The organism is Allobosea sp. P4_H5 (assembly GCF_056400825.1).
Genome location: NZ_JBFUKM010000001.1, coordinates 410,802 through 423,233 on the forward strand (window position 1 = coordinate 410,802; position 12,432 = coordinate 423,233).

Annotated in this window: 10 protein-coding genes and 1 pseudogene; 5 read left to right on the forward strand and 6 right to left on the reverse strand. The window is 66.8% G+C overall.

The window, feature by feature from the left end:
* Positions 1 to 21 precede the first annotated feature (21 nt).
* Together tssH and AC1DS0_RS01980 are read left to right on the forward strand one after the other, a co-directional pair.
* Positions 22 to 2,721 carry a type VI secretion system ATPase TssH gene (gene tssH, locus AC1DS0_RS01975; RefSeq protein WP_476812709.1) on the forward strand — a complete coding sequence of 900 codons (2,700 nt, stop codon included), beginning with the start codon at positions 22 to 24 and terminating at the stop codon, positions 2,719 to 2,721.
* 317 nt (positions 2,722 to 3,038) lie between these two features.
* Positions 3,039 to 4,232 (forward strand): peptidoglycan DD-metalloendopeptidase family protein, encoded by a 1,194-nt coding sequence (locus AC1DS0_RS01980; RefSeq protein ID WP_476812710.1) that lies wholly within the window; start codon positions 3,039 to 3,041, stop codon positions 4,230 to 4,232.
* A 26-nt stretch (positions 4,233 to 4,258) separates the two neighbouring features.
* On the opposite strand, the gene AC1DS0_RS01985 is transcribed toward AC1DS0_RS01980, so the two are convergent.
* From AC1DS0_RS01985 to AC1DS0_RS01995, 3 genes and pseudogenes are all read right to left on the reverse strand, one after another.
* Positions 4,259 to 5,146, reverse strand: coding sequence for an alpha/beta fold hydrolase (locus AC1DS0_RS01985; protein WP_476812711.1), 888 nt, complete (start codon positions 5,144 to 5,146; stop codon positions 4,259 to 4,261).
* An 89-nt stretch (positions 5,147 to 5,235) separates the two neighbouring features.
* The gene (locus AC1DS0_RS01990; protein ID WP_476812712.1) at positions 5,236 to 5,628 is read right to left on the reverse strand and encodes a nuclear transport factor 2 family protein; all 393 of its coding nucleotides are present in this window, start codon (positions 5,626 to 5,628) and stop codon (positions 5,236 to 5,238) included.
* A 63-nt stretch (positions 5,629 to 5,691) separates the two neighbouring features.
* Positions 5,692 to 5,880, reverse strand: a pseudogene (locus AC1DS0_RS01995) (hypothetical protein); the annotation flags it as partial.
* A gap of 316 nt (positions 5,881 to 6,196) precedes the next feature.
* On the opposite strand from AC1DS0_RS01995, the gene AC1DS0_RS02000 reads away from it, so the two are divergent.
* The 3 genes from AC1DS0_RS02000 to cysN are packed head-to-tail and all read left to right on the forward strand — an operon-like array spanning position 6,197 to position 9,482.
* The gene (locus AC1DS0_RS02000; protein ID WP_476812713.1) at positions 6,197 to 6,955 is read left to right on the forward strand and encodes a phosphoadenylyl-sulfate reductase; all 759 of its coding nucleotides are present in this window, start codon (positions 6,197 to 6,199) and stop codon (positions 6,953 to 6,955) included.
* Positions 6,952 to 7,854 (forward strand): sulfate adenylyltransferase subunit CysD, encoded by a 903-nt coding sequence (gene cysD / locus AC1DS0_RS02005; protein ID WP_476812714.1) that lies wholly within the window; start codon positions 6,952 to 6,954, stop codon positions 7,852 to 7,854. The genes AC1DS0_RS02000 and cysD overlap by 4 nt, the downstream gene beginning before the upstream one ends.
* Positions 7,854 to 9,482 (forward strand): sulfate adenylyltransferase subunit CysN, encoded by a 1,629-nt coding sequence (cysN, locus tag AC1DS0_RS02010; RefSeq protein ID WP_476812715.1) that lies wholly within the window; start codon positions 7,854 to 7,856, stop codon positions 9,480 to 9,482. The genes cysD and cysN overlap by 1 nt, the downstream gene beginning before the upstream one ends.
* Positions 9,483 to 9,535: 53 nt before the next feature.
* Here the strand turns inward: cysN and AC1DS0_RS02015 are convergent, their stop codons facing one another.
* The 3 genes from AC1DS0_RS02015 to AC1DS0_RS02025 all read right to left on the reverse strand — a co-directional run bounded on the left by AC1DS0_RS02015 (position 9,536) and on the right by AC1DS0_RS02025 (position 12,375).
* The gene (locus tag AC1DS0_RS02015) at positions 9,536 to 10,189 is read right to left on the reverse strand and encodes an EF-hand domain-containing protein (RefSeq protein WP_476812716.1); all 654 of its coding nucleotides are present in this window, start codon (positions 10,187 to 10,189) and stop codon (positions 9,536 to 9,538) included.
* A gap of 85 nt (positions 10,190 to 10,274) precedes the next feature.
* Positions 10,275 to 10,706: a RidA family protein gene (locus tag AC1DS0_RS02020; protein ID WP_476812717.1), complete on the reverse strand. Its 432-nt coding sequence runs from the start codon at positions 10,704 to 10,706 to the stop codon at positions 10,275 to 10,277.
* Between the two features lie 25 nt (positions 10,707 to 10,731).
* Positions 10,732 to 12,375, reverse strand: a complete 1,644-nt coding sequence (locus AC1DS0_RS02025; protein ID WP_476812718.1) for an AMP-binding protein — start codon at positions 12,373 to 12,375, stop codon at positions 10,732 to 10,734.
* Positions 12,376 to 12,432 lie beyond the last annotated feature (57 nt).

Here is a 12,432-nt window from a genome sequence, read left to right on the forward strand (position 1 = left end):
GACAGACGATAGGGGACCGCCATGGCCGACATCAGTCTCGAAGCCGTCACCGGCAAACTCAACCGCGTCGGCTATGAAGCCTTCATCCAGGCGCTGCGCCAGGCCAAGGGGGCCGGCAACCGCAATGTCGAGCTGGCGCACTGGCTCGCCCAGATCCTGCAGCGGCGCTCGACCGATATCGGGTTGACCGCGCAGCATTACGGCCTCGATATGGCCCGCCTTGCGACCGATATCGGCGGCGTCATCGAGGGCTTTCGCAAGAACGAGACGGAGATGCCCGGCGTCGCCAACAACGTCGTCGACGTGCTCGACCGCGGCTGGCACTACGCCACCCTGTTCTTCGGCGAGACCCAGATCCGGAGCGGCCACGTCCTGGTCGCGGCGCTGAAATCGCTCGAGCTCAAGCGGGCGCTGACCGGCATTTCCAAGGAGTTCGGCAAAATCCCGGTCGAGGAACTCGCCGCCGGTTACGCCAAGATCTGGAAGGACTCCGAAGAGGAGAACCTGCGGCCGATGGACGGCTCGGGGCTGCGCGCCGCCGGCACGCCGGGCGCCGAGCAGGCGGATGGCGCCAAGGGCACCACCGCGCTCGACCGCTTCTCGCAGGACCTGACCGAAAAGGCACGCTCGGGCACGATGGACCCGATCCTCGGACGCGACGACGAGATCCGCCAGGTCATCGACGTGCTGATGCGCCGGCGCCAGAACAACCCGATCCTCACCGGCGAGGCCGGCGTCGGCAAGACCGCGATCGCCGAAGGCTTTGCCCAGCGCATCGTCGCCGGCGACGTGCCGCCGCCCTTGCGCGGCGTCAAGGTCTGCGCCCTCGACATCGGCCTGATGCAGGCCGGCGCCTCGATGAAGGGCGAGTTCGAGCAGCGCCTGCGCTCGGTCATCGACGAGGTCCAGTCTTCGCCGACGCCGGTGATCCTGTTCATCGACGAGGCGCATACGCTGATCGGCGCCGGGGGGCCTGCCGGCACGGGCGACGCCGCCAACCTGCTGAAGCCCGCTCTGGCCCGCGGCACCTTGCGCACTGTCGCGGCGACGACCTGGTCGGAATACCGCCAGTATTTCGAGAAGGATCCGGCGCTGACCCGGCGCTTCCAGCCGGTGCAGGTCGATGAGCCGGACGTCGTGCGCTGCTGCACCATGCTGCGCGGCCTGATCGGGCCGATGGAGAAGCACCACAAGGTCCGCATCTCCGACGCTGCCATCGTCGCCGCCGTCCAGCTCTCCTCGCGCTATATCCCGGCGCGCCAGCTGCCCGACAAGGCGGTGAGCTTGCTCGACACGGCCTGCGCCCGCGTTGCGATCAGCCAGACCGCGACACCGGCTGCGATCGAGGACGCCCGTGTCGCCATAGCGGCGCTCGAAAAGGAGAAGATCGCCCTGATCGCAGACAAGGATCTCGGCGACGCCACCGACGAACGCCTCGGCAAGATCGACGAGGAGAGCGCTGCGCTGAAGGCGAAGCTGGAGACGCTCGAAGCCGACTGGGCCTCCGAGCTCGCGATTGTCGAGGAGATCACGCTGCTGCGCGGCAAGCTCGGCGAGAAGGCGGCCGCTGAGGCTGCAACCGCCGACGGCGAGGCAGCGGCCGAGGCTGCGCCTGCCGAGGCGCCGGCCGATCCCGAGGCGACGCGCGCCAGCCTGCGCGAGAAGTTCGACACGCTCGGCGCGATCGATCCGGCCAACCGGATGATCTACGCCCATGTCGACGAGCAATCGGTCGCCTCCGTCGTCTCCGACTGGACCGGCATTCCGGTCGGCCGCATGGTCAAGGACGAGATCGAGACCGTGCTCAACCTTGCCGCGACGTTGAACAAGCGCGTGGTCGGGCAGGGGCACGGCATCGGCATGATCGCCAAGCGCATCGAGACCAGCCGCGCCAAGCTCGACAATCCGAACAAGCCGATCGGCGTCTTCATGCTCTGCGGCCCCTCCGGCGTCGGCAAGACCGAGACGGCGCTGGCGCTGGCGGAATCGCTCTATGGCGGCGAGCAGAACGTCATCACCATCAACATGAGCGAATTCCAGGAGGCGCACACCGTCTCGACGCTGAAGGGAGCGCCTCCCGGCTATGTCGGCTATGGCGAGGGCGGACGCCTCACCGAGGCCGTGCGCCGCAAGCCCTATTCGGTGGTGCTGCTCGACGAGGTCGAGAAGGCCCATCCCGACGTGCACGAGCTGTTCTTCCAGGTCTTCGATAAGGGCCAGATGGAGGATGGCACCGGCCGTCGCATCGACTTCAAGAACACGCTGATCATCCTGACCTCGAATGTCGGCACCGACGAGATCATGCGCATGGCCGGCGACGAGAGCAGCCGCCCGGATTCCGAAGAGCTCGCAATTGCGCTGCGGCCGGCGCTGCTCAAGGTCTTCCCGCCGGCGCTGATCGGCCGTCTGGTGACGATTCCCTACTATCCGCTTTCCGGCGAGATGCTCGGCGGTATCGTGCGCCTGCAACTCGGGCGCATCGGCAAGCGCCTGCGCGACAATCACAACGCCGCCTTCACTTATGACGACGCGGTGGTCGAGCACATCGTCGCCCAGTGCAACGACCCGGATTCGGGCGGGCGCATGATCGACAACATCATCACCAACTCGATGCTGCCGGCGCTCTCACGCAGCATCCTCAACCTGCAATTGGAGAAGAAGCCGCTGACCGAGGCGAAGGTCACGATCGAGGACGGCGCCTTCCACTACGCCTGTAGCTGAGGAGCGGCCGGCGCGATCGTCATCGCAAGCGTAAGCGACGCAATCCAGGGCGGCCGCGTCCGGCCGCACTGGATTGCTTGGTCGCTGGGCTCCACGTGGCGATGGGGCAGAGGCCGGGCTCAGCGAAAGTATCGCTGTCGGCCTGTGTCTGAGGTATACTTGCGCAGCGGGATCGGAGCGGAAACAGAGACGTGCAACCGGTTCGCCTGAAGCGACGGCCTGACGAGGCTGCGAGTACACCCTCTCTCCAGCCGGAGAGCGAGACGCTGCGGCGTCCGCGTAGCGGTGGCGGACGGTCGGGGTCGGGACGCGGCAGCGTGCTGCCCTGGATTCTGGCTGTGCTGGCGATCGTCGGCGCCGGCGTCACCGGCTATCTGCTCTATGAAGAGAAGAGCCGCGTTGCCGCGCTCCAGCAGGAGCAAGCCATCCTGCAGAGCAGTTACGACGAGAAGCTCAAGGCACTGCAGCGCCGCCTCGTCAGCGCCATCGTCGCCTCCGGCAATTCGCCCGGCCTGCCGTCGCAGCCGGGCCAGCCCGCGGCCAGCGGCAAGGCGGGCGACCAGCTCGCCGACCTGATCACCCGCCAGATCGAGCTCGAGGCCCGCCAGGCCCTGCTCGGTGCGCTGACCGGCCAAGCGGTCGGACCGATCCTGCCGCAGGGCGGCGCCAGGGCGCAGGGCGGCAATCAGTTCGCTGACGGCCAGAACGTCCTCGACCGCGTCAATCCCGCCATATTGGCGCAGCAGCGTCGTCAGGTGGCGGCGGCGGTCAAGGCGAGCGAGACGATGTCGCTCGACCAGCGCATCGCCATACTCGGCCAATCGCTCGACCGGGTGCAGAACGGCCAGAACCAGCAGCTCCCGGCGCTCGGGCGCCAGCTCGTCGGCCGCGTGCAGGAGGTGAAGACGGCGCTGTCCGAGATCGGGCTCGACCCCGCCAAGGTCAAGCTGCCGCCGGGCCAGCCGGGCATGGGCGGCCCGCTCATACCGATGACGGTGAAGCCTGGCACCTTCGAGCACGCGCTGATGCAGCTCGGCGAGGCGCGCGCGCTCTTCGGCCGCTGGCGTGATCTGGCGATCATCGTGCCGTTCCAGCGCCCGCTCGAAGGTGACGACAGCACCACCAGCAATTTCGGCCCGCGCTCCGATCCGTTCACAGGCGGCACGGCGATGCATGCCGGCATGGATTTCCGCGGCGAGACCGGCACGCCGATCCGCGCGCCCGGGGCAGGAAAGGTGCTGCGTGCCGAGGTCGCCGGCGGCTACGGCAATCTGGTCGAACTCGACCACGGCAATGGCATCACCACGCGCTACGGCCACCTCTCGGCCTTCGACGTCAAGGAAGGGCAGCTGGTCGCCGCCGGCCAGATCATCGGCCGTGTCGGTTCGACTGGCCGCTCGACCGGCCCGCATCTCCATTACGAGACGCGGCTGTCGGAGGAGGCGCGCAATCCGCTGAAATTCATCCAGATCGGCGAGAAGCTGACGGTCGGGCCGAGCGGCCTACGCTGAGTGAGCGCAAGGCGGGGGCCTGGCGCCTAGCTGGAGCTCACGAAGAAGGACACAAGCCGTTCGCTCAGTTCAGCTGGGCGCTCTTCGGGAACATAGTGCCCGCTATGCGAGGCGATCCAGCCCTGTGGATCTGCCGCGACCCGCTGCATCGTCGCGAGTGCTGCGCCGCGATAGCCGTGCTCGGCGCCGATTGCCAGGACCGGAAGCGTCAGCTTGCGCCCGCCGAAATCCAGATTGTCCTGAAGGTCATGTGACAACAGGGTTCTGTAATAGGCGAACATGCTCCGCAGGCAGCCGGGGGCGGCCGCTGCCGTGGCATAGACCGCGATGTCCGTCTCCGCGACGGCCGTGCGGTCCCACAGCCCGACCTTGTCGCGATGAAGCATATGGCGGATGAACATGTGCTCGCGGCCGGCGACCAGGGCCTCGGCAATGTCGCCCGCGGCGTTGAAGCCGAAATGCCAGCTCCCACCCTGCGCGATGTTCATGGCGTTCTCCTGGCCGAAGCCGGGCAGGCCGGATTCGATGAACACCAGGCCCTTCGCCCGCTCCGGCCATTGCGCGACGAACGGATAGGCCACCTGTCCGCCCATGTCGTGACCGACCACCCAGCATGACGGGATGGCGAGACTGTCGAGCAGTTCGAGCAGGTCGCGTGCGACGCTCTTCTTGTCGTAACCGTCCGGCGGCTTCGAGCTGTGGCCGAAGCCACGTAGATCCACCGCGATCGTCCGGTACCCGGCTTGTGCAAGCAGCGGTGCGACGTGCCGCCAGGCATAGGATGTCTGGGGCCAGCCATGCAGGAGCAGGACCGGCTCGGCATCCCGGGACCCGAATTCCGTCAGATGAAGCCGGATCCCGCTGGGCAGGAATGCCGCAGCAGGACGGACCTCGTTCCGATCACCAGCACTCATCGACGCTCTCGCCTCCGCTCCGACGTCGATAGCGCCCCGGCAAGACCAGCTGCAAGTGAGAGATCAGGCATCCCGATCTCACCTGGCTATCAGGTTGCGCTTGAACCGACTTCCCGCCACGCGCTTCCGGTATCGTAGAAGAAGCGCTCTTCGGCGATGCGGTCGCCCCGCCAGCGCTGGAAGGCGAGCTCTTCGAGCCGGCGCGTCACGCCTGTCTTGTCGGTCGCGTCGAAGATCCAACGCACGACGACATGGTCTCCGTCGACCAGCACCGCGACGGGCGGATGCGTGTGCATCTTGTTGAGCCGCTCCAGCGCCCGCGCTTCGTGAGCCATCAGCACTTCACGGCCGCGGCGCGGCTCGTTGGCGTTCTCCTGCATGGTTGCGTCGTCGGTGTAGAAATCGCGGATGGCGCCGACATGGTCGCCGCTGACCACTGCGGCGACGAAGGCATCCACTCTGGCGCGCTCAGGCATAGTCATCTCCATCTCGTCCAGCCGAGATGGAGAGACTAGCTGCGTCCACAACGGAGCCTGTCAGCATCAGCTCCGGCGCTCGGGCGCGCCGGGCTTGGTCGGGCTTTCCGGTGCGACTGGATCACTGGCGGGAAAGGTGTCCTCCAGCGCCCGGTCGAGCTGACGGTCTCCCTTGCCGCCCGCCTTCTTCTCGTCCTTGCGCTGCTCGCGCTGCTCCTTGCGCAAGCTCTCCACCGCCTGGTTCGCGGAATGTGCCACGGCATTCCCCCTGTTGCGTCGCAGGGCCAGCCTGCATGTCCATTCAACGCAGGAGCCGGAGCGAAAGTTCCTATCGCAACGGCTCAGACGCGCCTGTGAGTACGATGCGGAGTACGTGGAGCAGGAAGGATTTTCTCCTTCTTCCTCGAAATAAGAAAATTCACGCTATCTGATGTAAATTGATTGGCCGGCATTCAGGTTATATGTGGATTGTTCGATTTACAGAACATCCCACTGACCGTTGGTACGGCAGGTGGCGGCAGGCGAGGGTGGCGTCGAGCTGTCCGCGTCGACCTCGCCTGCGCAGAGCAAGCACATGTTCGAGTTGCAGGACCAGGCCGAAAACCTCAATGCTGCGTTCGGAACGTCGGATGCAGCCGAGCGCCTCGCGGGATTGGTGCGGCAGATCGCAGGCCGCCTCGTCTTCACCACCAGCTTCGGCCTCGAGGATCAGGTCGTCACCCACCTGATCGCCACGCAGAACCTGCCGATCGAGATCGTCACGCTCGATACCGGCCGGCTCTTCGGCGAGGTCCATGCGCTCTGGGCGGAGACCGAGGCGCGCTACGGCATCACGATCACGCCGTTCTATCCGCGCCACGACGCGGTCGAGGCCTTCGTGCTCGGCCACGGCATCAACGGCTTCTACAATTCAATCGAGGCCCGCAAGGCCTGCTGCAATGTCCGGAAGGTCGAGCCGCTCGGCCGGGCGCTCGCCGGAGCCGCCGCCTGGATCACCGGCCTGCGCGCCGACCAGTCGGCCGCACGCGGTGGCGTCACGCTCGCCGAGGCCGACCGGGAGCGCGGCCTGATCAAGCTGACCCCCCTGCTCGACTGGTCGCGCGATGAGGCGCTGGCCTTCGCCCGCAAGCACGACGTCCCGCTCAACCCGTTGCACGAGCGGGGTTTCCTCTCGATCGGCTGCCAGCCCTGCACCCGCGCCATCCAGCCGGGCGAGCCGGAGCGGGCGGGGCGCTGGTGGTGGGAAGAAGAGGCCGCCAAGGAGTGCGGCCTGCATGTCGGTCCGGACGGCCGGCTGGTGCGGTCCAAGCCGGCCGCGGAGGTTTTGGCGTGATCCAGCTCAGTCATCTGCAGAAGCTCGAAGCCGAGGCGATCTTCATCATCCGCGAGGTCGCTGCGACCTGCGAGAAGCCTGTGCTGCTCTATTCGATCGGCAAGGACTCGGCGGTGCTGCTGCATCTCGTCATGAAGGCCTTCTATCCCGGCAAGCCGCCATTCCCGCTGCTCCATGTCGATACGACCTGGAAGTTCCGGGACATGATCGCCTTCCGCGACCAGACCGCCAGCCGGCTCGGGCTCGACCTGATCGTGCACATCAACGAGGAGGGCGCGCGCACCGGCGTGAGTCCGTTCGCCTCCGGCTCGCGGCTCCATACCGACGTGATGAAGACGCAAGGGCTGAAGCAGGCTCTCGACAGATACGGCTTCGACGCAGCCTTCGGTGGCGCCCGTCGCGACGAAGAGAAGAGCCGGGCCAAGGAGCGGGTGTTCTCGCTGCGCTCGGCCCAGCACCGCTGGGATCCGAAGAACCAGCGGCCGGAGCCCTGGCGTCTGTTCAACACGCGCAAGGCGCAGGGCGAGAGCTTCCGCGTCTTCCCGCTTTCCAATTGGACCGAGAAGGACGTCTGGGACTACATCGCGCTCGAGAATATTCCGGTCGTGCCGCTGTATTTCGCCGCGCCTCGTCCGGTCGTACGGCGCAACGGCGCCTGGATCATGCGCGACGACGAGCGCATGGAGCTGCTGCCCGGCGAGACGCTGGAAACGCGCATGGTCCGCTTCCGCACGCTCGGCTGCTATCCGTTGACCGGGGCGGTCGAGAGCGAGGCGGCGAACCTCACCGACATCATCGCGGAAATGCGGGCGTCACGCTCCTCCGAGCGCGAGGGTCGTGTCATCGACCATGACGGCTCCGGCTCGATGGAACAGAAGAAGCAGGAAGGCTATTTCTGATGGCGGCGCTCGCGAAGTTGAAGGGCCAGCCCGCTCCGGCTGGCCAGCCGCATCCCGCCAACGACCAGAGCCAACGCACCGAGGGCAGCGCCCGCGCTTTGTTGCGTTTCATCACCTGCGGTTCCGTCGACGACGGCAAGTCGACGCTGATCGGCCGTATTCTCTACGAGGCCGGTGCGGTCTTCGACGACCAGCTCACCGCGCTCGACAGCGATTCCCGCAAATTCGGCACGCAGGGTGCGGCGCCGGACTTCGCCCTCCTTGTCGACGGTCTCACTGCCGAGCGCGAGCAGGGCATCACCATCGATGTCGCCTATCGCTATTTCTCGACCGACCAGCGCAGCTTCATCGTCGCCGACACGCCCGGCCACGAGCAATATACCCGCAACATGGCGACCGGCGCTTCGACCGCCGACCTCGCCATCATCCTGATCGATGCCCGCAAGGGCCTGCTGCCGCAGACGCGCCGGCACTCCTTCATCGTCTCGCTGGTCGGCGTCCGCCATGTCGTCGTCGCCGTCAACAAGATGGACCTGGTCGGCTATGACGAGGCGGTCTTCCGCCAGATCGAGCAGGACTACCGCAAGGCGGTCGCGGGCCTGGGGTTCGCCAGCATCGACTTCGTCCCGGTCTCGGCCCGCGACGGCGAGAACGTCACCAGCCTCTCCAAGCTGATGCCGTGGTATCGCGGACCGGCGCTGCTGCCTCTGCTCGAATCCGTCGTGGTCGTCGCCGAGGCGGAAGTCGAAGCCGGCTTCGCCTTGCCGGTGCAATGGGTCAACCGGCCCGATCTCGACTTCCGCGGCTTCGCCGGCACGGTCGCGCGCGGGCGGCTGCGCGTCGGCGATGCGGTCGCGGCGCTGCCGTCTGGCCGACGCAGCACGATCGCGCGCATCCTCGCGCCCTCCGGCGACGTCTCGCAGGCGAGCGCCGGCCAGTCGGTGACAGTCACGCTCGCGGACGAGATCGACATCTCGCGCGGCGACGTCATCGCCTCGGTCGCGCATGCCCCGATGGTGAAGCAGGAATTGCAGGCGCGCCTGCTCTGGACCGGCGAGGCGGCTTTGCGCGAAGGCGGCGAGTTCATCCTCAAGCTCGCCACTGCGAACGCCAACGCCCAGATCGTGCGGCTGCACCACAGCGTCGATATCGAGAGCTATGCCGAGGCGCCGGCGGAGAGCCTGGCGATGAACGGCATTGGTCTCGCGACGCTGACGCTCGACCGGCAGCTCGCAGTGCTCGACTACACTCATAGCCGCGAGCTCGGCGGCTTCATCCTCATCGACAGGCTCAGCAACCAGACGGTCGCCTTCGGCTTCGTCGAGACCCGCACGGCTCCGAACAAGGTTCGTTCGATCGCCGAAGCTGGCGGCGCCGCTCGTACGGTTCTGCGTCTCGTCGGCTGGCGTGGCGCGCAGGAACGCCGTGCCTGGTTCGAGGCGATGAGCTGGCGCCTGGCGAGCGGATTGTTCGTCTTCGCCGTCGTGGCGCTGTCGACGGGGCAGTGGGGTCTCGCGGCCGTGCTTGCACTCGGCGATATCGCGTTGCGGCCGCTGCTGAAGGGCCTGCATGCTCGCTTGTGGGCAAAGAAGGCGCCGCCTTCACTCTATGACGGGGCGGGCATCTGAGGCTTAAGAGCGCCGGACGGCCTTCTGCCGGCCCGGCGTTGCGCAAGCGGTGACTAGGCCGCCTGGGAATAGGTCGCGCCAGCAGAAGCCCTTGCTCCGAGCTGGTAGGTCTGGCCATAGGCCTCGGATGCACCGCTGATCTCAGCCGGCGGCGGTGGCGGAGGCGGCCGGTGCGAGGCGCGTTCTTCCATCTGCTTCTTGAAGTCGGCCATCTCCTCCTTGGAGACCTTGCCGTCCTTGTCCGCATCCATCGCGGCGAAGAGCCGGCTGAGCAGGCCGTTCGAGCTGTCTCCGTCGGGGGCGACCGCCTTCAGGAATTCGTCCTTGGCGACGCTGCCGTCTGAATCGGCATCGAGCTTGGCGAAGTAGTTCTTGTCCTCGCCATCCTTGGCGTCGGGCTTCTTCGCCGTCGTGGCGTTGGCCGTATCCGACTGGAGCATCAGCAGGAGGGCCTGCGTCTGCTGGTCGGCCTTCTCGAACTTCGCCTTGAAGGCGTCCGATTCCGCCTTGCTGACCGAGCCGTCCTGGTCAGTGTCCATCGCCTTGAACAGTTTCTCTGTCTTGGCGTTGTCGGCGCCTTTCGGCGCGCCGGCGGAGAATTCGGCGAGGTTGAGCACCCCGTCGCTGTTGCCATCGAGCTTGTCGAAGCTCGGCGGCTTTCCTGGCGGTGGCGGGCGAAAGCCCCCAGCGCCGCTGATACTCGTCATGCGATACTCCTGACGATGCACCGCCCGGACTGGGCGGCGCCGTCGAGTATCGTGGCTAATTCTTGGTAAATTCCTACGGGGAGATTTAGCCAGCCAGCACCGCTGTCGCCTCGATCTCGACCATCGCCTCAGGCTCGACCAAAGCGGGGACGGAGACCACCGCCATGGCCGGGAAATGTCGGCCGAGATTGGCGCGATAGGCCGGCCCGAGCTCGGCGAGGCTGTTGCGATAGGCCTCGATGTCGGTGACGTACCAGGTCAGGCGTACGATATCTTCGACCTTGCCGCCGCCGGCCTCGACCACCGCCTTGATGTTGGCGAGCGTCTGGCCGACCTGCGCGACGAAGCCCTTGGCGAAGACGCCCTGGACGTCCCAGCCGACGAGACCACCAGTCACCAGAACCTTGCCTTCGGCGACCATGCCATTGGCATAGCCGCGCGGCTGCGGCCAGCCTTCGGGCAGGACCGCGCGGGCGCGGCGCGAAGCGGAATCGGAGGGCGGGGTGCCGCTGGTCATGGGCGTGGTCTTTCTCAAGCAATAATCAGGAAGCCGAAGCTTCCAGGCGCGCGATCTCGCGCAGGGCGAAGCGCTGTAGCTTCCCGGTAGAGGTCTTCGGCAGGGTTGTCACGAAGGCGATGGCGCGCGGGTATTTGTAGGGCGCGATCGTCGCCTTGACGTGGTCCTGCAGCGCCTTGGCCAACGCGGCATCGCCAGTGAAGCCCTCACGCAGCAATACGTAGGCCTTCACGATCTGGCCGCGCTCGGGGCAGGGCGCACCGACGACGCCGCATTCGGCCACCGCCGGATGCGTCAGCAGGCAGGCCTCGACCTCCGGCCCGGCGATGTTGTAGCCGGCCGAGATGATCATGTCGTCGGAGCGGGCCTGGTACCAGAAATAGCCATCGCCATCGCGCAGATAGGTGTCGCCGGTGACGTTCCAGCCGTCGAGGATGTATTTGGCCTGGCGCGGATCAGCGAGATAGCGGCAGCCGGTCGGGCCGCGCACGGCGAGGCGCCCGGGCGTGCCGTCCGGCACCTCCTTGCCGTCCTCATCGACGATCTTCGCCTCGTAGCCGGGCACCGGCAGGCCGGTCGAGCCCGGCCGGATCTTGCCCCGCGGCGCGCCGATGAAGATGTGCAGCATCTCGGTGGCGCCGATGCCGTCCATCAATGGCAGCCCGGTCGCCGCCTGCCAGGCATCGAAGGTGGCCTTGGGCAAGGCCTCGCCGGCCGAGACGCAGATTCGCAGCGAGGAGAGATCACGCTCGCCGAGCTTGCCGAGCATGGCGCGATAGGCGGTGGGCGCGGTGAAGCAGACCGTCGCCCGGTAGCGCTCGATCGCCTCGGCGAGATCAGGTGGCGCGACCTTGGCCGGCAGGATGCAGGCGGAGCCGATTCGCAAGGGGAAGAGCACGATGCCGCCGAGCCCGAAGGTGAAGGCGAGCGGCGGCGAGCCGATGAAGCGGTCGTCCGGAGCAGCCTGCAGCACGCGCGCGCCATAGGCGTCGCAGATTGCCAGCAGGTCGCGCTGGAAATGCATCGTGCCCTTGGGCTCGCCGGTCGTGCCCGAGGTAAAGGCGATCAGGCAGACATCGTCCTGCGCCGTGTCAGCCGGCTCGAAGACTTCGTAGCCGGCTTTGCCCATCAGGGCTTCGAGCGCGCCGTCGCCCCATGTAATGACAGTCGAGAGTTCCGGCGCAAGTTGTTGTGCGGCCTTGAGTTCGTCGACCAGCGTCGCGTCGCAGAGCGCCAGACCGATCTTCGCCTTGCGGATCGGATAGGCGAGCTCGCCGGCGCGCAGCATCGGCATGGTCGCGACCACGACGCCGCCGGCCTTGAGCACTGCGAAATAGGTCGCGACCATCATCGGCGTGTTGGCGGCGCGCAGTAGCACCCGGTTGCCGGGCACCATGGCCAGATCACGGGTGAGCACGTTGGCGATGCGGTTCACGATTTCGGCGAGCGCCTGATAATTCCAGGTCTCGCTCGGGCCGATCACCGCATCGCGTTCGCCGCGCCCCTCGGTGACATGGCGGTCGACGAACTCGGTGACGACATTCAATCGCTCGGGATAGCTCAGCCCGGCGGCTGCGAGGTCGAGGCGCGGCCAGCTTTCGCGCGGCGGCAGATTGTCCCGCGCGAAACTATCCACATGTCCCGACCGCATGAGATCTGCGGTACCCATCTCGTTCCCCTGGTCTATTTTTCGAGCATGGTCCTGTCGCAAAGCCGGCTCCCCCGT